Here is a 25020-nt window from a genome sequence, read left to right on the forward strand (position 1 = left end):
CAGCCGCGGCAATGATTTCCCTGCTCGGCGGACATCTCCGGCCTGGTGTCGGCGGCAGAATCCCTGGTCGAACAATCATCCCACCCCCCGCACTGAGCCCACCTTTCCGACCCGCCCAGGGCACCAAGTCGCCTTACCGCAGCGATCGCAGCCAGTCCTTGACCGCCTCGGTGCTCTCCCCCAGCCGCGGCGGTGCCAGCTCATAGCTGGCGGGCGTCTGGGAGAGTCGGATCGGGTTGGCGACGGTGGGGATGACACGATCGCCGGCCCCCGCCTCGGCGACGGGATCGAGCCCCAGCGATGCTGCCAGGTCCACGCCTTCGGCGATCGAGTTGATCGGTGCGCAGGGCAGCCCCGCCTCGGTGAGGATGTCGAACCATTCCTGGTTCGTCTTCGCACCAAGCGCCGCGATCAGCCCGGGTTCGAGTTCGGCCCGGTGGACGTTGCGGTCGGCGAAGTTCGCGAACCTTTCGTCTTCAGCCCATTCGGGGTGGCCGAGCACCTCGGCGAGGCGGGCGAACTGCTTGTCGTTGCCGCAGGCGATGATGATCTGGCCCTCCGCAGTGGGCATCGGCTGGTACGGGTAGAGGCTCGGGTGCTCGTTGCCCATCGCTCGCGGCACCACCCCGCCGGCCACATATGCCGAGGTCTGATTCGCCAGGCCCGACAGCGCCGAGGACAGCAGATTCGTCTCGACGAGCTGGCCCACCCCAGTGTCCTTCCGACGGGTGAGCGCGGCGAGGATGCCCACCGCCGTGTGCAGCCCGGTGAACACGTCGACGACGGCGACACCGGCCTTGACCGGGCCCGATTCCGCCGAGCCGGTGACGGACATGAACCCGGACAGGCCCTGGATGAGCAGGTCGTACCCGGGCATCGGATTGTCCCTGCCGAACCCGGTCACGGAGGCGTAGACGATGCCCGGGTTGACCGCGGCGACCGTGTCGTAGTCGAGGCCGTACTTCGCCAATCCCCCGGCCTTGAAGTTCTCGACGAGGACGTCGGAGCGTGCGGCCAGCTGCTGTGCGAAGGCGAGATCGTCATCGTCCTTGAAGTCGAGCACGACCGAATGCTTGTTCCGATTAGCCGTGAGGAAGTACGTGGCATCGTCCCCTCGCCGAGGCGGTGCCCAGTGCCGTGTATCGTCCCCGGTCTTCCCCTCGACCTTGATGACCGTGGCGCCGAGATCCGCGAGCATCATCGTCGCGTACGGGCCGGCGAGCACCCGCGAGAAGTCGGCGACGAGCGTTCCGGCCAGCGGCCCCGTCCCACGCCGGCCGAATGACTCCTGCAGATCCTGGTCTTCCACTTCCTGCCTCCTTCGCACGCGATCGAACGCTGGCTGCGCGCCAGGTCATTGACTCCACGCCAAACTATACGGACTGCCGATCACGCCCACTGCCCGGTCTCGGCGCTGTGCTTCGGCTGACGTGCGGCCGCCGGTAGGGGTACGGAATCCGTCGCGCCCGAACCGTGCGAGATCGCTAGACTCGAGCCAAGCTCCACCGTCGAAGGGACCAACGATGACCTTGCACATGCCTGCCGAGACCGCGGCCCAGGACCGCGTCTGGATGGCGTTCCCATCTTCGGGCTACGCGCTCGGCGACACGGAGGCGGAGGCCGAGGCCGCCCGTGCCACCTGGGCGGCCGTCGCCCGCGCCACGAGCGAATTCACCCCTGTCACGGTCGTCGTCACGAGTGCACAGACGGACCAGGCCGAGCGCCACCTCGGCGAGGGGATCACTCATCCGATCACGCTCGTGAATGCGGAACTCGACGACGCGTGGATGCGTGACATCGGGCCGAGCTTCGTCGTCGATGACGATGGCAGACTGCGCGCGGTGGACTGGGTGTTCAACGGTTGGGGTGCGCAGGAGTGGGCGACATGGGATCACGATGAGCACATCGGCCGGTTCGTCGCGGAGCTCGCCGGCACTCCTGTCGTCGACTCGCAGCTGCGCAACGAAGGCGGCGGGTTCCATGTCGACGGGAAGGGAACGGTGCTGGCCACGCGCAGCGTCCAGCTCGATCCGGGCCGCAATCCGGGGATGAGTGAGGCCGAGGTCGAAGCGGAGTTCGCGCGGACGATCGGAGCGACGAAGGTCATCTGGCTCGACCGCGGGCTGCATCGGGACAACCAGACCTTCGGCACCCGTGGGCATGTCGACATCGTCGCCACGATGCCCAGTCCCGGGGTCGTGCTCGTCCACGATCAGCGCAATCCTGAGCACCCGGACTTCGAATTCAGTCGGGCGCTCAAGGAGCAGTTCGCCGCTGAGACCACCGCCGACGGTGTGCCCTTCGAGGTGGTGCCGATTCCAGCACCCGAGGTGCTGCGCGACGAGGAGGGGTGGGTCGACTACTCCTACGTCAACCATCTGGTCACGAACGGCGGAGTCATCGCCTGCACCTTCGACGACCCGATGGACGCCGAGGCGGCCGAGATCCTCCGGCGCGTGTACCCGGGCCGGAAGATCGTCGGAGTCGATGCGCGTGAGCTCTACGCCCGCGGCGGCGGGATCCACTGCATCACCCAGCAGCAGCCGAGCGTGGGGTGAGTACTCACTCGCCAGGGACGTGCCGTCGGCATGCCTCACGAGCGCGTCTCGGTATAAGCTGGTGAGGAAGGACACAGTGCACGTGCGCTGATCACACCGAAGTCCGGATCTGTGTCCCGCAGCAGTGCGGGTCACAGCGACAGCAAGTTGCGAAGAGGAGCAGGACTATGAAGAAGAGATTGATTCTCCTGGCCGGTCTCGGAGTCGGATTCATTCTCGGATCACGCACCGGACGCCAGAGCTATGAACGGCTCAAGGCGCAGGCTCAGGATCTGTGGACCGACCCCCGCGTCCAGGACACCGTCGAGAAGGCCAACCAGTCCATCCGCGAGAAGTCCCCGGCTGTCGCCGACGCCGTACAGACCGCCGCGGACAAGGTCAACGCCGCAGCGGCAACGAACTCACCCGTCTCCGAATTCGACGGCGACGAGGACGGTTCGCCCACCTCGACGAACTCATCCGCAAGTGCGGCGAAGGGTGCCTCGACCGGCTCGGCCGGTGCGGCCAAGGGCGCCTCGACGGGTTCGACCGGCGGAGCGAAGAGCACTCCGAAGAACGCATCGACCAGCGCTCACGAGAAGACGCACGATTCGATCGGCGACCCGGAGCGTCACCTCGACGATGAAGGCCCAGCCGGACTCTCCGACGACGACTGAGTCGCCGCCGACGCACATTCGGCACTGAAGGGCGGCGGGACCGATCGCGATCCTGCCGCCTTTCGCTGTCTCCCGCGTTGTCCCGCGCTGTCTCGGTTCGCGATCCGCTTGCCCCTCCGTGCACCGCCGGGCCAGAACGCCTCGCACGCGGCCGGCGTCTACAGCAGCGAACTCGTCAGCCGCGCGACGTTCTCCACGTACTTCTTCAGCAGCGGCCGATTCGCCCATTCTTCGGCGTCGAGTTCGACGGAGTTCGGGGCGTAGCGTTCGGCCTCGAGGTCGTACATGCGCTGAGTGAACTCCTTATTGACGATGAACATCGTCACCTCGAGGTTCATCGCAAACGAGCGCTCGTCCATGTTCGAGGAGCCGACGATCGAGACCTCGTCGTCGATGATGAGGAACTTCGAGTGCAGCACCGTCGGGGCGTGGTACATGAAGATCCGCACCCCGGCCCGAACGAGGTCGTCATAGTAGGACTGCTGAGCCTTGTGCGTGAGCCAGTGATCGCTGGTCTCACCCACGTACAGGCGGACATCGACACCCGACCTGGCCTCGGTGGTCAGGGCGTGGAGCAGCGACTCATCGGGCACGAAGTACGGTGAACACACGACGACGGTGCGGTTCGCGTTGTAGATGAGGTGGTTGAACAGCCGCAGATTGTTCTCGTCCTCGAACCCCGGTCCCGAGGGCACGACCTGGGCCTGAATGCCGCCGGACTCAGGTGCCTCGAGGTCGAAGCTGTCGGGTTCGTCGATGATCTCATCGGTCTCCGAATACCAGTCGGTGACGAACACCGCATCGAGTTCCTCGACGACCGGTCCGCGGCACTCGAGCGACAGGTCCTTCCACTGGAAGCCCTTCCGCAGATTCCGCCGCTTGTTGTAGGAGCGGTCGATGATGTTCTGCGAACCGGTGAACGCCACGTCGCCATCGACGACGAGGATCTTGCGATGATTGCGCAGGTCGGGCCGCTGGTACTCACCTCGCCAGGGGCGGATCGGCAGCGCCCGCCGCCAGCTGACGCCCGAATCGTCGAGGCGTCTGACCAGCTCCGAATAGCCCGGATACCCCAACGATCCGACATGATCGATGAGTATCCGCACCCTCACCCCGCGCCGATGCGCGGCCAGCAGCGATTCGAGCAGCCGTCTCGTCGTGTCATCGATCGCGACGATATAGAACTCGAAGTGCACGTACCGCTCAGCCTGGTCGACGGCGTCGGCCATCGCCCCCATGCACTCGTGGTTGTCCACGTGCAGGTCGAAGGCGTTACCGTGGGTCATCGGCAGCGCTCCGAGGTCGAAGTTCAGCTGTGCGGCGGTGCTCAGCGGCTCGGGCATGTGCGCGTGTTCGCCGATGATCGGCCGATTGCGCAGCTGGTCGCGGATGAGGTCGTTGATCTGGGACTGCTTGTCCCGCCGCCGCTTCGGCAGCTTCGACGAACCGAGCAGCAGGAACGCGAGGATGCCCACATAGGGGATGAGGAAGATCGCCAGCAGCCACCCGAGCGCGACCGAGGGCTTGCGGTTGTGCGGAATCCAGCCGATCGCGATGATGCGGATCACGAGGTCGATGAGCAGCAGGACGAAGATCAGCCAATTCGGCCACGCCTGATCGATCGTGATGAACGGATAGATTTCGAAGTTGCTCATAGTTTGCCCGTTCAGCCCCGCCCTGGTTGGTCAACGGATGGGTTCCGCGCCTCACCGGGAGGCTGTCGCTTCGTCTCCCATCGTATCGTGACACCTCCCCTGTGTATGCGGGGCCGTGCCCTCTGACCACGGAAATCGCCCGTTGCCTGCTGCGGGGCCGCCTCGGCGAGGCCGCCGCGCACCGAGGTGGGGAACGCGGAAGGATCTGCCCCGCGTCCACTCCACGAGGCCGCCGCCGCACCGAAGGGGGAAACTGAATGGAACCGCCCCGCCGTCCCTCGCCGAGGCGGCCGCGGGCATACTGGGAGATGACGTGTGCAGGCGAGAGCGAAGGTGCTGAGAGTGATCCGAGACATCAATCCCGAGGGTTCCGACCGTTCGGACAAGGCCGACGCCGCCAGCCGCGGACCCGACGTCGCCGACCCCGCGGCGGTGCCGGTTCGGCCCGCCGTGAGTGTCCTCATGCTCCGCGACGGGGCCGATGGTCTCGAGGTCTTCGTCCAACATCGGGTCTCGACGATGGACTTCGCCGCCGGCGTCGTCGTCTTCCCCGGCGGTCGCGTCGATCCCGTCGACCGGGAGTCCGCCCCTGCCATCACCGTGCCCGATCCGACCGTGCACACTTCCGCCTGGTCGCAGTCGACCATCGCCGAGGCGGCCGACGGGTGGCGCGTCCTGCTCGCCACCGCTGTGCGCGAGGTCCAGGAGGAGACCGGAGCCGTGCTCGATCCCGGCGGGCTGATGCCGTGGGCGAACTGGGTGACCCCGATCGGTCGGCCCAAGCGCTTCGACACCTACTTCTATGTCATCGCCGCACCCGAGCTGGCCGCCGCCCACCATCAGACGACGGAGGCGCACACGAGCGAATGGCTGCCGGTCGCCGGGATCCTCGAATCCGAGGGCGAAGGGACGCTCAAGCTCATGCGACCCACGTTCGTGCTGCTGCGTGAACTCGCCGGCTTCGCGAACGTCGCCGAGGTGCTTGGAACCAAGCGTGCCGTCGATCCCGTCCGCCCGGACTTCCCCTCCAACCGAGGAGCCTGACTCAGCGCTTCGCGCGTGCCTTCATGGCCGCGAGGCGTTCGGCGACGACCTCCTGCTGTTCCTCGGTGCCGAGCAGTGCGGCCAGAGCTTCCTGTTCGGCGTCGAGTCCGGTGCTGAGATCGGAGTCGTAGGAGAGGTCGACGAGCCGCTTGGCCCACACCAGCGCCGAACGCGACTGTCCGGCGATCTGTGCGGCGAGTTCGAGAGCGCGGGCGATCGGGTCCTCGGCGACCTCATCGACGAGACCGATGCGGAACGCTTCCTCCGCGCCGATCGTGTCGGCGGTGACGATGAGCTTCTTCGCCTGCGCGGGACCGACGAGTCGCGGCAGCAGCTGGGTGCCGCACATGTCGGGGATGATGCCCCACTTGACCTCCATGAGCGAGAGCTTCACATCGGGGGCGGCCACTCTCATGTCCGCGCCCAGGGCGATCTGGAATCCGCCGCCGAGCGCTGCCCCGCGGACCGCGGCGATGACCGGCACCTCGACGAGCGACCAGACATGCACAGCCTTCTGTGCCAGTGCCCGAGCCGAACCGAGGCGGGTGCCGACCTGGACCACCGTGTCCAAGGAGTCCTCGGACTGTGCCTCGACAACGGCGTCGGTCCCCTCGGAAGCGGTTCCCGCCTCGGTGGTCGAAGCGGTCCCCTCTTCCTCCGCGGTCGAACGCGTCGCAGTCCCGGACTTCGCGATCCGAGCCATTTCGGTGAAGTCGAGTCCGGCGCTGAAGGCCCGTCCCCGACCGGACAGGACCACAGCCTTGACCTCGGTCGATTGCCTGAGTGCCAGCCCCGCCTCGACGAGGTCTTCGAAGACCTCACGGGTCAGTGAGTTGAGCTTCTCGGCACGGTCGATCTCGACATGGGCGACGCCGTCGCTGAGGCTGTAGACGACGGTCTCGTTCGCGGTCTGGGGCATGGCGGACCTTTCGGTGACGGGCCGGACTCCGCAGAATCCGACATCGGCGTGATGACGACCGCCGAGCCGGATGGGGACACCGTCAGCCCTGAACGATCGATCAGTTGCGTTTCCTGAAGCCTATCGGAGCTCCGGTCAGCGTCAAGACCAGCACCGCGATGAGGGAGGTCGCGCACATCGCGACGACACCGGGCCATGCGAAGTCGGTGAACAGAACCGCCGACAGCCAGGCGCCGAGGCTCGTGCCGAGGTAGTAGACGGTGAGGTAGATGGCCGCCGAGCGGGTCGAGTCGACCCCGGGCCGGGCGGCGCTGGCAGCAGCGGAGGCGCCGGTGTGCCCGATGAAGAAACCGGCTGTGAGCAGGGACATGCCCAGCACGATGACGACGAGCGAGTCGACGAGGGTCAGGCTCGCGCCGGCGAGCGCGATGACCATACCGATGAGCGTCAGTCGGGTGCGCGGGAATTTCGTGGCCAGTCGCCCGTAATAGGTGGTCACGACCGTGCCGACGAGGTAGATGAGGAAGAACAGGGCGACCGCACCCTCGCTGAGGTTCCACGGATCCTGCTGCAGTCGGGTGCCGAGCATGGTGAACGATCCGCCGAAGACGATCATGCACAGGAATCCGGTGAGGTAGATCCGCCACAGTCCCCCGCGCAGCGGAATAGCTCGCCGAGACGGCTGCGGAGCGGCCGCGCCACCGCCGGGTTCGGCGGTCCCACCGTTGGGATGGGCGGCGCGGTTACGGGTGGTGGAGAACAGGTCGTGGCGCAGCAGCCAGACGACGATGAGGCCGAAGAGCAGGGAGATCGCCGCGGTGAACGCCAGTCCGCCGTGCCAGCCGAGGAACTCGGAGGCCAGCCCGGTGAGCAGCCGCGAGCACAGTCCGCCGATCGTGTTGCCGGCGATGTAGACCCCGATCGCGCCGGGCAGGGCCTTGGGCGGCAGCCGCAGGGAAAGGTACGCCATGGCCGTCGCCGGCACCGAGGCGATCGCCACCCCCTGGAGGAAGCGGACGGCGATGAGCAGTTCCGGGGTCGGGGTGAAGGGCAGGACGAGGGCGAGGATCGCGGCGACGATGACGCCGGCGCCGATCTGTCGGGCGTGGCCGATGCGCGGAGCCAGGGCCGAGAACGGGATGAGGAAGACGGCCATGGCCACGTTCGTCGCCGAGACGGTCAGGCTCGCCGTGGGTCCGTCGATGCCGTAGGCGCCGCGGATGGCGGGCAGCAGTCCCTGGGTCTCGTAGAGGACGAGGAAGACGGAGACGCCGGCGAGGAAGACCGCCGCTACGGTTCGCCGAGTGCTTGTCGGACTCGGCTCACCACTGCTCATGACTCCAACGCTATGCCTGTCCGGAGCGTGATCCCAAACGATTCCGGGTTACGGACCGTGTGAGAACGGCCACCGCCGGGTCGGTCACGGAGGATAACCCCATCGCCGAGGCGGCCCCCGCCTTCTATGCTGAGACCAGACCGTGAGACGACGGCGCGCACCGCAAAGCAAGCGCGAGCGCCGCGAGCAATGCAGACACCGCACGTGAGCGAATGGGAGAGCAGGGATGTCCGCGACCGCCGAGATTCCCGTGACCTCGCCCTGCCCCGCACCCGACGCTGCTCGTACCGCACCCGGCGCAGCGCCCGCCTCCTCTTCAAGCCTCGACGCAGGGCTCGTCTCACCGCTGGTCGATGGCACCGTTGCCCTAGACGCCGACCCCGCCTCGCATGGGAACCGATCCTTCGTCATCACGTGGATCCTGTCCCTGCTGTTGGGATTCCTTGGTTTCGATCGGTTCTACACCGGGCGGTACCGCACGGGCGCGCTCAAGCTGCTCAGCCTCGGCGGGTTGGGGATCTGGTGGATCATCGATCTCGTCACGGTCCTCGCGGGCGGACTCCGCTATGATTCTCGGCCGCTGCGCGGGTTCAACCAGGACAAGGAGATCGCGTGGATCGCCACGGGCCTGACGATCATCGTCGCCTATTCGATGCAGGTCGATGAGCTGCTTCTCGCGCTGCTGGCCCACCTGTTCTGATCCTGTTCGGACCTCCTGGCCCACCTGTTCTGATCCTGTTCTGACCTCGTCGTCCCGGTCCTGAGCGCTTTCACAGGTCTGCCTTTCCTGAAATCCCCGCGCACTGGGTCTAGTCTCGGGAACAGGACAGTTCAAGGAGGCACGATGAAACGGCAGTTCCCCATCGTCCGGATGTCGGGTGGTGACTCGACAGGCAAGGCTTTCGCAGGGTTGGCGGCGGCCGCCTCGGCGCTCGGACTCGGTGCACTCGCGGCATGGGATCTCACGCAGAAGCGGCATTCGATCCTGCGCAACTACCCCGTCGCCGGGCACGCCCGGTTCCTTCTGGAGTCGATCCGGCCGGAGCTTCAGCAGTACTTCATCGAACGCAACTGGGACGGGCGCCCCTTCAACCGCGACACCCGCACCACGATCTACGAACGAGCCAAGGGCACCCATTCCGAGCACGCATTCGGCACCGAACACGACGTGGACCGGCCCGGCTACGAAGCGCTCATGCATTCGAATCTGCCGATCGCCGATCCTCCTCGCCCGCCGCGTGTGCGCATCGGCGGCGACGAGTGCACCCAGCCGTATGACATCTCGCTGCTCAACGTCTCGGCGATGAGCTTCGGTTCGCTGAGCAACAACGCCGTGCGGGCACTGAACAAGGGCGCGGCGATGGGCGGATTCGCCCACGACACGGGCGAGGGGTCGATCTCTCCTTACCACCGCGAATTCGGCGGCGACCTCATCTGGGAGCTCGGCACCGCCTACTTCGGCGCCCGCACTTCCGATGGTCACTTCGATCCGGACGTCTTCGCCGAGAAGTCGCGGGACCCGCAGGTGAAGATGGTCTCCCTCAAACTCTCCCAAGGCGCGAAACCGGGCATCGGCGGCGTCCTGCCCGGAGCCAAGGTCACCGAGGAGATCGCCGAGATCCGCGGCATCCCCGTCGGCCAGACGTGCATCAGCCCTCCCGGGCACAGCGTGTTCTCGACTCCGATCGAGCTGCTCCGGTTCGTCCGGACGATGCGCGAACTCTCGGGAGGCAAGCCGGCAGGTTTCAAGCTCTGCGTCGGCTCCCGCACCGAGTTCCTCTCGATAGTCAAGGCCATGGTCGAGACTGAGATCCTGCCGGACTTCATCATCGTCGACGGCTCCGAGGGCGGCACCGGTGCCGCGCCGCTGGAGTTCGAGGACAACATGGGACTGCCGCTGACGCAGGGCCTGATGATCGTGCACAATGCGCTCGTCGGCGCCGGGCTGCGCACGAAGATCAAGGTCGGGGCCTCGGGCAAGATCGCCACCGGCACCGACATCGTCAAACGCCTCATCCAGGGCGCGGACTTCACGAATTCGGCGAGGGCGATGATGATGGCCGTCGGCTGCATCCAGGCTCAGGCCTGCCACACCGGCAAGTGCCCGGTGGGCGTGGCCACACAGAACCCCAGGCGAGCGCGGGCCATCGACGTACCCGACAAGTCCGAGCGGGTGAAGAACTATCACGAGGCCGTCGTCGCCGAGGCGACTCGCCTCATGGCATCCATGGGCGCAGCCACCCCGGCGGACCTGGAGCCGACGATGCTGCGCCGTAATGTCTCGGTTTCGGATTCATGGTCGTATGCACGCCTCTACGACTGGCTCAAGCCCGGCGAACTGCTGGGTGACGCTCCCGAGGACTGGGCCGCTGACTGGGCGACCGCACGTGCCGATTCCTTCACCATCCCCCGCGGCCACAGCCGCTGAGCCGGCAGCCAGAGCCGTTGAGCCAGCAGCCGCTGCCAACCCTGCCGAGACCACTCTGAAGCGGCGAGACCACCCCACGCATGGCGTCGTTTCGCCGCTTCAGGGTGGTCTCGACAGGCACAGCGGCAGGATGGTCAGCCCATGACGAGGCCGTTGTCGACGATGAGGTTCTGCCCCGTGACCGCACGTGAGGCGGGAGAGGCGAAGAACACCACCGCCGAGGCGAACTCCTCCGGGGTGGTCACGCGGCGCAGCGCACTGGCGGCAGCGATCTGGCCGAAGACCTCCTCCGGGGTCGCCGAGGACGCATCCGTGGTGCGCAGCAGGCCGCCGGAGACCATGTTCACACGCACCCCCACCGGTCCGAGGTCCTTCGCGAAGGTCCTGGTCAGCGACAGCAGCGCCACCTTGGCAGCGGTGTAGTCGTGGTACGGCACGACGGGGTCCTGGAACAGGTTGGTCCCGATGTTGATGACGCGGCCGGAACCGATCTCGCGGAACCCGTGCATCGCGGCCTGGATGGTGTTGACCGCGCCTTCGACCGTCCCCTGGAACTGGTCGGCGAAGTCCGAATAGTCGATCTCATCGGCCGGCTGCCGATCGTCGCCGTTGAATGAGAAGTCGGCGAGCGCATTGTTGACCACTGTCGACACGGGAGATCCGAACTCGGCCGCGGCGGCCTCGAACATCGCGTCGACCTCACGTGAATCGGTGACGTCAGCCTCGATGGCGACGGCGCGTCCACCGCGAGCGCGGACAGCCTCGGCGAGTTCCTCTGCGGCTCCGAAGGAATAGCGGTAATTGATGACGAGCGCGGCACCTTCGGGAGCGAACGCCTTCGCGATCGCAGCACCCAGGCCGCGACCGGCTCCGGTGACGAGGACGAGCTGCTCGCTCAACGGCAGGGCCTCGGAAGTGAAGGCCTGGGCATTGCTCATCGGAATTCTCCTTCGAACGTCGGTGGGCGGACCGTACGGACCTGCTCCCACCCTACCCATGAACCGCAGGTGCCTGGCCCGGAAGGTTCCGGGCAATTGTTTGGTCGATCCACCGCGTTCCCGCCCGCCGAAATCACGGTGGATCGACCGATAAATCGCCCTTCGAGCCGCGCGCACAGGCGACAGAACGTGCCACGAGCGGCAAGAGTCCATAGACTTGAACGAACGACCACCATCGTCCATCCCCAGGAAGTCACCCTATGAACGAGCTCGGCGCCGGCATCTCCATCGGAGTCCTCGCAGCACTCGTCGTCTTCGTCATCTACATCATCGGTGCGAAGCTCGGACGATGGCAGCCACGGTCCGCATCCAGCAGACCGGCCACTCAGGGCGGCTACAACCAGGGCGGTTACAGCCAGAGCGGCTACCAGCAGAACGGGTACAACCAGCCCACCCGCGCCCTCGGCAATGAGGACGCGACCCGCGTTCTGCCGAACAGCTCCGGCTACGGCACCGGCTACGACGGCGCCCGCGTCGACGATGCCGACGAGGCGCGAGCCACCAAGGCCGAACTCGCTGCGAACATCCAGTACTCGGGTCAGATGGTTGAGGCGAACCGCCGAGCCGCGACCGCCTCGAACGGTGACACCCTCGCCGTGTTCACCTACATCTTCGGCGCCGCGCTCATCGCCGTCGTCGCCTTCGTCTTCTTCAACAATCTCCTGCTGCCGGCCACCATCGGCGCGCTCACCGGGGCCATCATCTGCGTGGCGCTGTCGGCGACCTATACGCTGAAATCCCTGGACTTCTGGCCCGACAACGCCACGATCACGATCATCAACCTCATCGTCGCCCTGGCCGCTTCGATCTTCATGTACATCGGGTCCGTGCAGACCCAGCGCGACAACGTCAGTCTCGGCACGATCACCGACTCCTTCGAGGCACTGCCCTTCAGCGACGGCTTCTCCGCCTTCGCCCTGGCCATCGGCGATCGGGTGGTGACCTTCTTCAAGGACTTCGGGTTCCTGGGCTTCGTGTTCCTGCTGTTCATGGGCATCGGCTGCATCATCGTCTTCACGCTGGCCGCGAAGTCCCTCGTCGACGTCATGGATTGGCGGATCTTCGCCCAGTTCGGGCATTCCGTCACTGATCGGCCGATGTCGTACTCGCGCGCGGTGCGCTTCCAGACGAACAAGGTCTCACACACCGTGACCTCGATCGTTCTCGCGATCATCGCCGTCCTCGCCGCCACCGGAACCCTCTACGACGCCTTCACCTGGTTCACACGCTGAGGAACATCTCAGAAACTGGGCGGTAAGATAGTCCCGGACTTCCCCCGTCGTGCCGCGCCACGCGCGCGTCTCAGCGGCCCAGACCGACACCGACGAACGACCCGAAAAGGGATGAGTAGCTCAATTGGCGAACGGCAATGCAACATTTCGGCACTCGAACGTGGCCCTGCTCGGCCTGACCGAGACGCTGGCCCCGAACGAAGTGACCTCGCAGGAGTTCGACGAACGCCTCGCCGATACTCTCAGGACCCTCAACCTGCCGCAGGGCCTGCTCCAGCGGGTCGCCGGCGTCTACGCCCGCCGCAATTGGGATCAGCCCCATCAGTTCGCCGAGGGCGCGATCACCGCGGGCAAGAACGCCCTCGCCGAATCCGGTGTGTCCCCCGAGGCCATCGGCCTGATGGTCAACACCTCCGTCACCCGTGAACACCTCGAGCCCTCAGTGGCCGTCGGCGTCCACGCCGGCATCGGCCTGGGCCCACAGGCGATGAACTTCGACATCGCCAACGCCTGCCTCGGGTTCGTCAACGGCATGACCCTGGCCGCGAACATGATCGATGCCGGGCAGATCGAATACGCCCTCGTCGTCGCCGGTGAGGACGCCTCCCGCGTCCAGGAGGCCACACTGCGCCGCCTCAACCGCCCCGAGATCACCCGCGAGGAGTACCTCAACGAATTCGCCTCCCTGACCCTGGGCTCGGGGGCCGCTGCCGCTGTTCTCGGACCGGCCGACAAGCATCCGGAGGGCCACCGCATCCTCGGCGGGATCACCCGTGCGGCCACCCAGCACCACGAACTCTGCGTAGGCGACCACAACGGCATGTTCACCGATGCCAAGGGCCTGCTCGCCGGGGGCATGGAACTCGTCGTCGCCGCGTGGGAGGAAGCCCACAACGACGGCTGGGAATGGCAGGAGATGGACCGCTACGTCATGCACCAGGTCTCCGATGTGCACACGAATTCGATCACGAAGGCCGCGAACCTCGACCCCGACCGGATTCCCGTGACCTATCCGGAACTGGGCAACGTCGGCCCGGCCTCCCTGCCCATCACCCTTGCCCGCGAGGCCGAATCCCTCCAGCCCGGCGACCGCATCCTGTGCATGGGCGTCGGCTCCGGCCTCAACACCGCCATGACCGAGATCGAGTGGTAGAGATTCCATGAAGTTCCCTGCACGGCCGGCTCAGATTCCCCCGCAGCTGCCCGAGTGGGACCCCGCCTGGTCCCGGATCGTCGAGGCCGCGACCCCGGATGGCACGCACGAGTTCCACGTCCTCGACACCCTTCCGGCCCTGCGCGCGGCAGGGCTCGAGCCCGCAGGCACGATCCTCGCCCTCCACGGCAACCCGACCTGGTCCTATCTGTGGCGCAGGCTCGCCCGCGCCACCGTCGAGACCGCCCGAGCCGGTGGCCGCGTGTGGCGGGTCATCGCCCCCGACCAGCTCGAGATGGGCTTCTCCGAACGGCTCGCCCACGAATCGATGCCGACCCCGAAATCCCACGAGGTGCGCCGGATCGCCGACCGTCTCAATGATTTCGACGCCGTCGTCACGACGCTGCTCGCCGAGGTGGCCGGCAGTGAGGACGCCGCCGACCGTCCATCTGCGGCCGGGACGACCAACCCCGCCGAGGTGGCCGGCAGCGGCCATCCGATCGTGACGATCGGACACGACTGGGGCGGCGTGCTCTCGCTCGGCTGGGCCGCGCGCAGCAGCGACATCGTCTCCGCGGCGATCAGCCTCAACACGGCCGTCCACCAGCCCGAGGACGTCCCGATCCCGGCGCCCCTGCGCGCCACGCTCGCGGGACCCATGCTGCCCACAGCCACCGTGCTCACCGACTGGTTCTTACAAGTCACGATGAGCCTCGGCGATCTGTCCGCCGAGACCAAGGATGCGTTTCATGCCCCGTACCGAAGCGCTGCCGACCGATGGGCGATCGGGAACTTCGTCGCCGACATTCCTGTGGATGCGGACCACCCCTCGGACTCCGAACTCCAGCGCATCGGCAAGGACATCGCCGCCTTCGACAAGCCTGCCCTCCTCGTCTGGGGCCCGAAGGATCCGGTGTTCCTCGAACGCTATCTGCGGGATCTGCGCTCCCGCCTGCCACAGGCCGATCTGCACCGGTTCGAAACCGCTTCCCATCTTGTCAGCGAAGACCATGATGTGCCCGGCCTCGTCCTCGACTGGCTGGACGCACAGTTCGGCACGGCCGCAGACACCGCGGCGAGCCCAACCGAGGGCACGACGAAAGGCCCGTCCGAGGCTTCGAGCACGGCCGCCTCGGCGCGCGAATCCGCTCCCGCCACCGACACTGCCGACGCCCCCGCCACCGACACCCCACCTGTCCGCGCGGTCACGGCGATCCTCGATGCGCGCCGTGACGATGAGACGATCGCCTCCGTCGACTTCGCACAGAACCCCGCGCAGCAGATCAGCTGGCGCCACCTGTGGCACGTGACGACGTCGATCGCGAACGGCCTGCTCGACCTCGGCGTCAAGCCCGGGGACCGGGTGTCGATGCTCGTCCCGCCGGGCAACAATCTCACCGCCGCGCTCTACGCGTGCCTGAAGGTCGGCGCGGTCGCCGTCGTCGCCGATGCCGGTCTCGGCCCGAAAGGGATGACGCGGGCGATCACCTCGGCAGACCCGCAGTGGATCATCGGCGAGCTGCCCGGCCTCACCCTGGCCGGCGCCTTCGGCTGGCCCGGTCGGCGGATCTCCGTCAGCCCGCTCGGGCCCGTGCGCTCCCGGCTGTTCAAGGCCGAGACGAGCCTGACCGCGCTCTCCCGCACCGAACACCGCGCCGAATTGCCGCCACCGTCCGCCGATGACGATGCGGCGATCCTCTTCACCTCCGGCTCGACAGGACCGGCGAAGGGCGTGCGCTACACGCATGCGGACATCTCCGCACTGGCAGCGGTGCTGACCAGGGTCTTCGACGTCCGTGAGGGCACCGGACTGGTCGCGGGGTTCCCGCCCTTCGCGCTGTTGGGTCCGGCCATCGGGGCCACCTCGGTGACGCCGGACATGTCCGTGACGAAGCCGAAGACGCTCACGGCGAGCGCGATCGCCGATGCCATCATCGCCGGCCGGGCGACGATGGTCTTCGCCTCCCCCGCCGCGTACCGGAATGTCGCCGCAACAGCAGGGCGACTCGATGCGCAGCAGCGTGCAGCGTGTGCACGGGTCGAACTCGTGCTCTCCGCCGGCGCACCCGTGCCCCTGGAACTCATGGACGCCATCGCCGAGGTGTTCCCGAACGCGTCCATCCACTCCCCCTACGGCATGACCGAGGGGCTCCTGCTCACTGACATCGACCGGGCGGGTGTGGCCGAGGCCGATGCGACCGGCGGGCTCGGGGTGTGCGTGGGTCGGCCCATCGACGGCGTCGAGCTCGCGCTGGCACCGATCGATGCTGCCGGGAACTCCGCCGATGAGCTCGTGCAGGGAGAGGCCTCCCGGGACCGCCTCGGCGAGTTCGTCGTCAGTGCCGCCCACATCAAGTCCGGCTACGACAATCTGTGGCGCACGACCGCGGATTCGGCTCGCGATGATCTGCACGGTCTGACCTGGCACCGGACGAACGACATCGGCCACATCGACGATGCCGGCCGGGTATGGCTCGAAGGTCGCCTGCAGCACGTCGTCACGACTGCGCGCGGACCCGTCGGTCCGGGCGGTCTCGAGGCGCTCGTCGACGCCGACGCGCAGGTCAGCCGCAGTGCCGTCGTCGGCATCGGTCCGGTCGGCACGCAGGCGCTGGTCGTCGTGCTCGACGCCGAGGGCACCGCGCTCTCACCCGGTCTCGCACCGCTCGAGCTGACCGCCCGACTGCGGGAGCAGATCGCCGAGGTCGGCGGCCACGACCTCGCCGCCGTGCTCGTGGCCCCCGAATTCCCCACCGACATCCGCCACAATTCGAAGATCGACCGCTCCCGGCTGGCGGCCTGGGCCGACCGTGTCCTGGCCGGCGGTCCGGTGCGCGGAAGCCTCTGAGGAGCTGAAGTGAGAATCACCGTCACCGGAGCCTCCGGGCTGCTCGGTTCATCCGTCGCCCGTGCCCTCGTCGCGACAGGTCATGAGGTCACGACCCTGCAGCGCCGTCCCTCCGGGGTCGACGGCGCTGCGGATGTGCTGGGATCGGTGACCGATGAGGAATCGGTCGAAACTGCCGTCACCAGCGCCGAGGCGGTCGTACACCTGGCCGCGAAGGTATCCACGATGGGCGATCCCAAGGATTTCGAGGCCGTGAACATCGGCGGCACCCGGACCCTCGTCGATGCGGCGCGGGCCGCGGGCGTGCCCCGCCTGGTGCACATCTCCTCGCCTTCGGTGGCGCATAGGGGCGCCTCGATCATCGGCGACGGCGCCGAGGCTGCGACCCCCGAGTTCGCCCGCGGCGAGTATGCGCGGACGAAGGGGGCCGGTGAGCGCATCGCCCTCGGTGCCGATTCCCCGGACTTCCGTGTGCTCGTCCTCCGGCCGCATCTCATGTGGGGTCCCGGGGACACGCAGCTGACCGAGCGGATCATCGACCGTGCGCGGGCCGGGCGGATGCCTGTCCTCGGTTCGGGCGCGGCTCTTGTGGACACTCTCTTCGTCGACAATGCCGTCGAGGCGATCGTCGCCGCGGTCTCCGCTGTCGACACCACCCATGGCGAGTCGCTCGTGGTGACGAACGGTCAGCCGCGAGCGATCGGCGAGCTGATGTCACGCATCGCGATCGCCGGTGGAGCCGGACAGCCGAAGCTGCGCATCCCTTTGGCCCCGGCGCTGGCAGCCGGATCCGTGGTCGAGAAGGTGTGGGCACTCGGTGAGCATGATGACGAACCCCCGCTGACGAGGTTCCTCGCCGAGCAGCTGTCGACCGCGCACTGGTTCGACCAGCGGCGGACGCAGGAGGTGCTGGGTTGGACTCCCCGAGTCAGCATCGAAGAGGGCATGGAGATCCTCGCCGCGCACTACGCGTAGCGGGGCCTTGGCCGTCCGGGTTGGGATCGCTCGTCGTCGCGACTGAGCGGCCGCCCGGTCAGAGCTGTTCTGCGGTCAGAGGCGGTACTGGTTGTTCTCCTCCGCCGAGGGTCCTCTGCGGGTGGGCTGGTCATCGTCTGCACCCTCATCGTCGTCGCCGTCGCCCGAGTCATCGGTCTCCGGTTCGGTTCCGGAGAGGTCATCGGATGACATTCCCGGTTCGCCGGCAGGCGGGGTCTCGAGCGAGGATCCACCGGCTGACTCGTCGAAGTCCTCCGGGTCGAGAGTCGGGGTGTCGTCGGCGATGGTCGCGGGAACGTCGACCTTCTCCGCAGCGGGCTCGGCGGACTCTGCCTCAGCGGCTCTCTCAGCACTGATACCGGCAGTCTCCGGATCGGCGCCCTCGGAGGGCTGCGCGGTGGTGTCCTCGGCAGGGGCTGTCGTCGGCGTGGTCGGATCCTCGGATCTGACCGAGGGTGCCACGTCGGGCACCGGCGGTGCCGCGGGAGTGGGATCGGACTTCGGCGCGGCAGAGTCGCTGTCGGTGGCAGAACCCTGCGGGGCGGTGTCGGGTCGCGCGGGGAATGCCGGCGGCAATGGCGGGGGCGCCGGCAGGTCGGACTTCTCGGATGACTCCGCCTGAGGCATCACCGGAGCCGGACGCGGCGATTCCGTGTCGTCGTCTCCTGTCGTCTCGATGGATGATTTCTCAGCGCTGTCGACGGCAGAGCCCGCATCCGCGGCTTCGTCCGTTTCCGCGGCAGTGTCGTTCGTCGTGGCGGCAGCTTCGGCCGCTTCCGGGGCGCGCTCCTCTGACTGCTCCCTGGCCTCGGACGTCGGCTCACCCACATCGTCGGGTTCGGCGCTGTGTCGGCCTCGGGCACGCCTGCGTGTTTCGGTCTCGGCCGGTGCACCGGGTGCAGTGTTCTCAGCAGCGTCAGCATCGGACGTTTCGGCCGACTCAGCAGTCGACGTCGACACCGCAGAAGCCTCCGAGTCATCCGACGAACCAGCGTTCTCGTCGGTTCCGACTTCCAAGGATGAACCGGAGCTGTCGGATGCGTCGGATGCATCCGACGGGTCGGCTCCCTCGGCCGAGTCAGCACCGGTCGCGGCAGCCTCGTCGGCGGAGGCATCTGTGCCGTCCTCACCTGCGCCGGCAGTGTCACCAGCGTCGGCAGTGTCCCCAGCGCTGGCCGTGTCACCTGGGCCGGTCGTCTCGCCGGGCTTCGCCGACGAACCGGGCAGGGCCCCGTCGATGCCTTCGAGGCTCACCCCCGCCTCGGCGGCCAGACGCGCACGTCGTTCGGCTCGCGCCTGCGCCCGTTCCTCTTCGCTCTTCTGTGCCTTCGCTTTCGCCTTCGCCGACTCGCCCTTGGGCGGGGTCGGGCGGACGGCCTCCCAGATGAGGAGGACGATGAGCATCGTGACACCGACGGTCACGCCCATGAGGATCGAACCCAACGGCCGCGACATCGAGAAGAAGTCGAAGATGGCGTTGAGACCGAACATGACGGCCAGGCCGAGGATCAGTGCAACCAGGAATCTCATATCCCCATTGTGCCTTGTTCACCCGCGCTTGCCGCGAAAGACCCCGAATCTTTCGCCGATGCCGATGTCTCAGACGGCGTCTTCGTCGGTCTCTCCGGTGCGGACGCGGATGACATGGGAGACTTCTGAGACCCAGATCTTCCCATCCCCGATCTGCCCGGTATGCGCACCTTCGCTGATGGCCGCAAGCGCGGCATCGAGCGTTGCGTCGGTGACGATGACCTCGATTGAGATCTTCGGCAGGAACTCGACGAGGATCTTCTGCGAACGGTAGACCTCGACCTTCCCTGCCTGAGCGCCGTGTCCTTTGGCCTCGTAGACGGTCATTCCGGTGATTCCCGCCTCGGCGAGTGCCGCTTTGACCGGGGCGAGCGCGCTGGGCTGGAGGACTGCGGTGATGAGCTTCATGTCGTCGTTCCCTTCTCAGAGATCATGCGTCTCCGGCCTTGGCGCCGAAGACTTCGTGCGGTGGTGGCGTCAGGAGCGGAGGTCGTCGACTTCGTATGCGGTTTCGGCGTGGATACTCGTATCAAGGCCCGCTCTCTCCTGCGTCTCGGACGCCCGCAGACCGATCGTCGCCGTGAGCACCCACGCGATGAGCGCAGTGACGGCGAAGGTGTAGACGAAGACCGCTGCCACAGCGAGGACCTGAGCGCCCAGGAGTCCGAGCCCGCCGCCGTAGAGGAGGCCGGCAGCCCCGGCCGGCGAGGAGGGATCGGCGAGGACGGCGATCGCGAGGGTGCCGAAGATGCCGGGGAACATGTGGATGGCCACGGCATCGAGGGCGTCGTCGTAGCCGAAGCGCTCCTTGAGACCGAGCGTGAAGAAGGCGATCATTCCGGCGACGAGACCGATGACGACCGCGCCGACCGGCGACACGGAGTTCGCGGCAGGCGTGATTCCCACGAGTCCGCCGAGGACTCCGGAGATCGCGCCGAGGGAGGTGGCAGAGCCGCGGCGGAGACGTTCGACGATCAGCCATCCCAGCAGCCCCGAGCAGGCGGCGATGAGTGTGTTCGTCAGCGCGACACCGGCACTCTCGTCGATGCCTCCCGAGGAGCCGCCGTTGAACCCGTACCACCCGACCATGAGCAGACCGCCGCCGAGGATGGCGATGGGAAGGTTCCCCGGTCGCCCCACAGCGGGGAAGTCACGCCGTCGGCCGAGGAAGACGGCGAGTACCAGGGCGGCGACACCGGCGTTCATGTGCACGGCGGTCCCGCCGGCGAAGTCGAGCGCGCCGACGCGATTGGCGATCCACCCGCCGATCGTCGACCCGTCGTCGGAGTCGAAGGCGAACACCCAGTGGGCGACCGGGAAGTAGACCAGAGTGGCCCAGAGCCCGGAGAAGATCAGCCAGGCGGAGAACTTCATGCGCCCCTCGACCGCACCGCCGATGATGCCGACGGTGAGTCCGGCGAAGACGAGCTGGAAGACGGCGATGAGGATCGCCGGCACGGCTCCCTCCGGTGTCGGCTCTCCCAGCAGGGACGTCAGGCCGAAGAGTCCCGAGGGGTTGCCGATGATGCCCGCCCCACCGGCAGAGTCGCCCAGAGTCAGGCCATAGCCGTAGAGCACCCACAGCACGGCGGTGACGGCGAATCCGCCGAAGACGACCATGACGGTGTTGAGGATGTTCTTCGTGCGGGACAGCCCGCCGTAGTAGAGCGCGAGGCCCGGGAGCATGAAGGTCACAGCGACCGTGGCGGTGAGCATCCAGCCGGTGTTGACCTGTGAGGTGATGTCCATCGTGGTGTCCTTCGTCGGTGGTTGGTGGAGGGTGAGTGGAGGTCCGGCGCGGGCGATCAGCCGACGAGCAGCTCTTCGAGGACGTCGGCGAGGGCGCGCTGCCCTGCCAGAACGTCCTCGGGGGCTACGGTCTCCGTCGGTGCGTGCGACGTGCCGGTCGGGTTGCGGACGAAGAGCATCGCCGTCGGAACTGCCCCGGCGAGCGCCGCGGCATCATGGCCCGCCCCGGAGTCGAGGACGGGAGCATCGGGCAGCACGGTCTGCAGGCGAGACCGCAGCCCGTCGTCGAAGTCGACCTCGGGGGCGAACGATTCCTCGACGAGCGTGGCCGAACATCCCTCGTCTGCGGCGAGCGTGTGCAGCGCCTCGGCGATATTCCCCACGATGCTCCGCACCACTGCCTCGTCTCGATGGCGCACGTCGAGCCACAGATCGACCGTCGCGGCGATGACGTTCGTCCCGCCGGGGGTGACCTGGAGACGACCAACGGTGCCGCGGGCGTCATCGCAGTCGAGCACCTCAGCGCGCAGCTGCGTGATGATCTGGGAGGCGACGACCATCGGGTCGTGTCGGCTCTGCATCGTCGTGGTGCCTGCATGGTCGGGGGATCCGGAGATCCGGATGTGCCACCGCCCATGGGCGAGGATCGCACCGGCCAGGGCCACCGGCTGGCCGAGTTCGGCCAGTCCCCTGCCCTGCTCGACGTGGAGTTCGACGAAGGCACCGATCTGGTCGAGCCGGTCGGGGGTCGGTCCGATCCGGGTGGGGTCGAATCCGGCACCGGCGGCCACCTCGGCGTAGGACCGGCCCGCGTCATCGCACAGATCGCGCACGGCCTCGGCCGAGACCTGACCGGTCATCAGACGTGATCCGAGGCAGGCGACGCCGAAACGCGATCCCTCCTCCTCGGGGAAGACGGTGATGGCGAAGGGGCGGGGGGCCGGGAGCACACCGCGCGAGCGGAGGTCGTCGAAGGCCGCGAGCGCACTGGCGACGCCCAGCGGACCGTCGAAGCCGCCCCCGCCGGGAACCGAATCGAGGTGGGAGCCGGTGACGATCGCCTTCGGCGGCAGTTCGCGGTCGCCGTCGAGCACATCCGGTCCGACGGCGTTGCTGCCCTTGCCGCCGGTCGGGACGGCGGCCCGCGCCTCGCACCAGGCCCAGATCACACCGTTCTCATCCGTCGTCGTATCAAGACCACGGGCGAGGGCGGCGTCGATGAACCATCTGCGCAGTTCGAGTTCGGCATGAGAGAACACGGGGCGGGTGTATCCTCCTCGCTCTTCATCGACGCCGATCTCAGAGATCTCGTCGAGGAGCTCGGTCGCCGTCGCGACAGCGGGAGCCGCCGTGTTCGAGGACTCTCCTCCGTCGAAGCGCTGCCCGGTGGCCCGGAACTGACGGTGCGGGCGTTCGGAGCGCAGAACGAGGTCGACGACGAGGTCTCCGAGCAGAGGCGCGAACTTCGCGCCCTGCCCCGAGCATGGCGAGACGACGGTGATCCCCTCGGCGCGATCGATGATCATGTCGTCGTCGGGTACGTTCGTGAACAGGCAGGTCGTCTCCGCGTAGGCCTCGGGCGCAAGTCCCGGCAGCGTCCGCTCGACGAACCCGGTGACTCGGCGGCGATGGTCCGGGTCGATGACTCCGTCCTGTTCGTAGCCTGAGTGGATGACGCGTCCACCGTTGTACTCCGCGACCTTCTGTCCGCGGAAGTCGGCGTCCCGTCCCCCGGGCAGGCCGTAGACCTGCATCTGCGGACCCTTGTAGATGAACGTCGGCCAGGACGTCGACTGCCCAGGCTCCGCCTGCCCGACGTCGCGCGGATCGCGGTAGGGGAAGTGGAACGCCGTCTCCTGACGAACCTGGAACTGAGGCATCCGGGCCCGGAAGTCGGCGGGCATGTCGAGACCTTCGAGCAGCGCCGGCAGGAACGGTCCGGCGGCCACGACCACCTGCTCACATTCGACGCTGCGACCGTCGAACGAGGTCACAGTGTAACCGGAGCCCGTGGCAGAACCGCCTCGGTGGACCCGGGCGACCTCCCAGTTCGACAGGATGCGCGCACCGGCCGTTTCCGCACTCTCGAGCATCGCGGCCACGGCCGCCTCAGCATCGATGACGCCGGCATCCGGGTGCCAGAGCACATCGGTGTCGAAGTCCAGTTGCGGCCACCGCTCCGCTGCGGCCTGACGGTCGAGGAGTTCGCAGTCGATCCCCTCAGCCTCGAGCACCCTGGCCAAGCCGTGCGGATCGCGGACGGCCCCGAAGTCGAGGGCGCCGCTGGGTGTGATGAGCTTCCTGCCGCATCGGGCCTCGAGTCCCGTCCACCCGCTGCGTGACTCGGCGACCAGTCGGGTCAGCGCCCGAGACGGGTAGGCGTAGCGGAAGATGCGGGCCGATCCGTGCGAACTGCCCAACTCCGAGGCGGGCCGGTCGCGTTCGAGGACGAGCACCTCGGCGCCGGCTTCGGCGAGTCTCCAGGCGGCTGCCGCACCCGAGAGGCCCGCCCCGATGACGACGATCTGCGATATTTCTGTTGTCACTGCAATCCGATCTTCAGTGCCCCGAATGAGGCATGCACGATGAGGTGAACGGGGTGCGGGGTGGTGCCCGCGCATCGTGGTCACGCGAGGTCGGGGGTCTTCCACAGATTGAGCGCGGTGCCGAGGCCTGCCTGCACGGCGTTCTCGTAGACCGTCTTTCCCCAGGCGACGTCTTCGACACCCATGCCGCCGACGCTGAAGAGGATGGGCTGGTCGTCGAATTCGCGTCCCGGCGCCTTGCCGGAGAAGACGTCGCCGATGTTGACGACGCGGCTCTCGTCGAGTGCGCCGTCGTCGATGAGGTCCTGCCAGTAGAGTCCGATCATTCCGAAGGCGGTTTCGTGGGAGGGCGCGGGATATTCCTCGGCCCAGGCCTCGTAGATCTTCTTCGCGTCGACGAGCAGTCGGGCCCGGCCCGAGAGCGTGTAGTCCTTGTCCATCCGCAGGTTCGCAGGGAGGCTGAGGAAGGCTCCCGGTTTGATCCAGTCGCCGTCGATGTAGGGGTAGTTCTCCGATCCGACGAGTCCGGTGACGGCTTCGGAGACGATGTCGCAGTCGCTCACCGCACCCTCGACGGTGTCGCTGATCTCGATCGTCGTGAACTGCGGGTAGTGAGCGCGGACGTAGTCGGCGAAGGACTCCGAGGTGCTGCGACGGCGACCGTGGATGACGATGTCGGTGAGGCTCGGGCGGGCGAGGGTCATCGCGTGCAGGGCCGACTTGTTCATCGCTCCGGGACCGATGATGCCCAATCGCGCGGCATCGACGGGGGCCAGCTTCTTCGCAGCGGCTCCGGGGACGGCTGCGGTGCGGTACGCGCTTTCGAGGTTGCCCGACATGATCGCGAAGGGGGCACCGGTCTCCTTGTCGTTGAGCACGATGAGGTGGATGGAGCGCGGCAGCCCCTTGTCACGGTTGTCGACGTTCGATCCGTACCATTTCACTCCGGCGGTGTCGAAGCGTCCGCCGAGGTAGGCGGCCATGGCCATGAAGCGCCGGTCGGAGGCGTCGACCGGCATGGTGGGGAACGGGCTGGTGGCGGGGAAGGAGATCTGGGCGCCGTGCGAGTTCGCGGAGTTCCCGGCCATCCGGTAGTCGCCCTCGGCGACGAGGACGAGGACCTCCTCCATCACCTCCATGCAGGATTCCATGTCCTTGACGCCGGCGGCGATCATCTGCGGTTCGTCGAGGTAGAGCATGTCGATCGTGGTGCCGGTCGGTGCGGTCGTCGGGACGGTGTCGGCGGTGGGGATCATGGTGACTGCGCTCATGGCTGCTCCTTGCGGTGGGGTCGGACCTTTTCCAGACAACCCCGGGCAGCAGACCGGCGTCCAATACATTTTCAGGGCCGACTGTGAGCGAATCGCTCTCA

General features: G+C 67.4%; 19 protein-coding genes. 9 read left to right on the forward strand and 10 right to left on the reverse strand.

Annotated elements, in window-relative coordinates; all coding sequences use genetic code 11:
- Nucleotides 1-133 precede the first annotated feature (133 nt).
- On the reverse strand, nucleotides 134-1309 hold the full coding sequence (locus tag GUY23_RS16995) for a CaiB/BaiF CoA transferase family protein (protein ID WP_166974644.1): 1176 nt from the start codon (nucleotides 1307-1309) through the stop codon (nucleotides 134-136).
- Nucleotides 1310-1523: 214 nt separating this feature from the next.
- Between GUY23_RS16995 and GUY23_RS17000 the strand changes: the two genes are divergently transcribed.
- Nucleotides 1524-2558 (forward strand): agmatine deiminase family protein, encoded by a 1035-nt coding sequence (locus GUY23_RS17000; RefSeq protein WP_166974647.1) that lies wholly within the window; start codon nucleotides 1524-1526, stop codon nucleotides 2556-2558.
- Between the two features lie 167 nt (nucleotides 2559-2725).
- Nucleotides 2726-3214 carry a hypothetical protein gene (locus GUY23_RS17005; protein ID WP_166974650.1) on the forward strand — a complete coding sequence of 163 codons (489 nt, stop codon included), beginning with the start codon at nucleotides 2726-2728 and terminating at the stop codon, nucleotides 3212-3214.
- Between the two features lie 158 nt (nucleotides 3215-3372).
- Here the strand turns inward: GUY23_RS17005 and cls are convergent, their stop codons facing one another.
- Nucleotides 3373-4869: a cardiolipin synthase gene (gene cls / locus GUY23_RS17010; RefSeq protein WP_166974653.1), complete on the reverse strand. Its 1497-nt coding sequence runs from the start codon at nucleotides 4867-4869 to the stop codon at nucleotides 3373-3375.
- A 342-nt stretch (nucleotides 4870-5211) separates the two neighbouring features.
- Here cls and GUY23_RS17015 point away from each other — a divergent pair, with 342 nt between their 5' ends.
- Complete coding sequence (locus GUY23_RS17015; RefSeq protein ID WP_166974656.1) at nucleotides 5212-5913, forward strand: NUDIX hydrolase; 702 nt, start codon at nucleotides 5212-5214, stop codon at nucleotides 5911-5913.
- Between the two features lies 1 nt (nucleotide 5914).
- Here GUY23_RS17015 and GUY23_RS18860 read toward each other — a convergent pair whose 3' ends face one another.
- Together GUY23_RS18860 and GUY23_RS17025 are read right to left on the reverse strand one after the other, a co-directional pair.
- Nucleotides 5915-6832 carry an enoyl-CoA hydratase-related protein gene (locus tag GUY23_RS18860; RefSeq protein ID WP_166974659.1) on the reverse strand — a complete coding sequence of 306 codons (918 nt, stop codon included), beginning with the start codon at nucleotides 6830-6832 and terminating at the stop codon, nucleotides 5915-5917.
- Nucleotides 6833-6932: 100 nt separating this feature from the next.
- The gene (locus GUY23_RS17025) at nucleotides 6933-8168 is read right to left on the reverse strand and encodes an MFS transporter (protein WP_166974662.1); all 1236 of its coding nucleotides are present in this window, start codon (nucleotides 8166-8168) and stop codon (nucleotides 6933-6935) included.
- Nucleotides 8169-8394: 226 nt separating this feature from the next.
- Here GUY23_RS17025 and GUY23_RS17030 point away from each other — a divergent pair, with 226 nt between their 5' ends.
- Together GUY23_RS17030 and GUY23_RS17035 are read left to right on the forward strand one after the other, a co-directional pair.
- A complete protein-coding gene (locus GUY23_RS17030; protein WP_166974665.1) occupies nucleotides 8395-8868 on the forward strand; it encodes an NINE protein in 474 nt (157 codons plus the stop codon).
- A gap of 144 nt (nucleotides 8869-9012) precedes the next feature.
- Nucleotides 9013-10596: an FMN-binding glutamate synthase family protein gene (locus tag GUY23_RS17035; protein ID WP_166974668.1), complete on the forward strand. Its 1584-nt coding sequence runs from the start codon at nucleotides 9013-9015 to the stop codon at nucleotides 10594-10596.
- A gap of 134 nt (nucleotides 10597-10730) precedes the next feature.
- Here the strand turns inward: GUY23_RS17035 and GUY23_RS17040 are convergent, their stop codons facing one another.
- Nucleotides 10731-11534, reverse strand: a complete 804-nt coding sequence (locus tag GUY23_RS17040; RefSeq protein WP_208085393.1) for a 3-oxoacyl-ACP reductase — start codon at nucleotides 11532-11534, stop codon at nucleotides 10731-10733.
- Nucleotides 11535-11794: 260 nt separating this feature from the next.
- On the opposite strand from GUY23_RS17040, the gene GUY23_RS17045 reads away from it, so the two are divergent.
- From GUY23_RS17045 to GUY23_RS17060, 4 genes are all read left to right on the forward strand, one after another.
- Entirely contained in the window at nucleotides 11795-12826 is a 1032-nt protein-coding gene (locus GUY23_RS17045; protein ID WP_166974671.1) for a hypothetical protein, read from the forward strand.
- 124 nt (nucleotides 12827-12950) lie between these two features.
- Nucleotides 12951-13979, forward strand: a complete 1029-nt coding sequence (locus tag GUY23_RS17050; RefSeq protein WP_166974674.1) for a 3-oxoacyl-ACP synthase III — start codon at nucleotides 12951-12953, stop codon at nucleotides 13977-13979.
- Between the two features lie 7 nt (nucleotides 13980-13986).
- Nucleotides 13987-16827 carry an alpha/beta fold hydrolase gene (locus GUY23_RS17055; RefSeq protein ID WP_166974677.1) on the forward strand — a complete coding sequence of 947 codons (2841 nt, stop codon included), beginning with the start codon at nucleotides 13987-13989 and terminating at the stop codon, nucleotides 16825-16827.
- 9 nt (nucleotides 16828-16836) lie between these two features.
- Nucleotides 16837-17802, forward strand: coding sequence for an NAD-dependent epimerase/dehydratase family protein (locus GUY23_RS17060; RefSeq protein ID WP_166974681.1), 966 nt, complete (start codon nucleotides 16837-16839; stop codon nucleotides 17800-17802).
- 75 nt (nucleotides 17803-17877) lie between these two features.
- Here GUY23_RS17060 and GUY23_RS17065 read toward each other — a convergent pair whose 3' ends face one another.
- The 5 genes from GUY23_RS17065 to GUY23_RS17085 form a co-directional block, all read right to left on the reverse strand.
- Nucleotides 17878-19353, reverse strand: coding sequence for a hypothetical protein (locus GUY23_RS17065; protein ID WP_166974684.1), 1476 nt, complete (start codon nucleotides 19351-19353; stop codon nucleotides 17878-17880).
- A gap of 69 nt (nucleotides 19354-19422) precedes the next feature.
- Nucleotides 19423-19761: a P-II family nitrogen regulator gene (locus GUY23_RS17070; protein WP_166974687.1), complete on the reverse strand. Its 339-nt coding sequence runs from the start codon at nucleotides 19759-19761 to the stop codon at nucleotides 19423-19425.
- A gap of 69 nt (nucleotides 19762-19830) precedes the next feature.
- Nucleotides 19831-21102: an ammonium transporter gene (locus GUY23_RS17075; protein ID WP_166974690.1), complete on the reverse strand. Its 1272-nt coding sequence runs from the start codon at nucleotides 21100-21102 to the stop codon at nucleotides 19831-19833.
- Between the two features lie 56 nt (nucleotides 21103-21158).
- A complete protein-coding gene (locus GUY23_RS18865) occupies nucleotides 21159-23648 on the reverse strand; it encodes an allantoate amidohydrolase (RefSeq protein WP_323127135.1) in 2490 nt (829 codons plus the stop codon).
- An 80-nt stretch (nucleotides 23649-23728) separates the two neighbouring features.
- Nucleotides 23729-24919: a tyramine oxidase subunit B gene (locus GUY23_RS17085; RefSeq protein ID WP_228282506.1), complete on the reverse strand. Its 1191-nt coding sequence runs from the start codon at nucleotides 24917-24919 to the stop codon at nucleotides 23729-23731.
- Nucleotides 24920-25020: the final 101 nt, after the last annotated feature.

The sequence above is a fragment of the Brevibacterium atlanticum genome (assembly GCF_011617245.1).
GTDB classification, from domain to species: Bacteria; Actinomycetota; Actinomycetes; order Actinomycetales; family Brevibacteriaceae; genus Brevibacterium; species Brevibacterium atlanticum.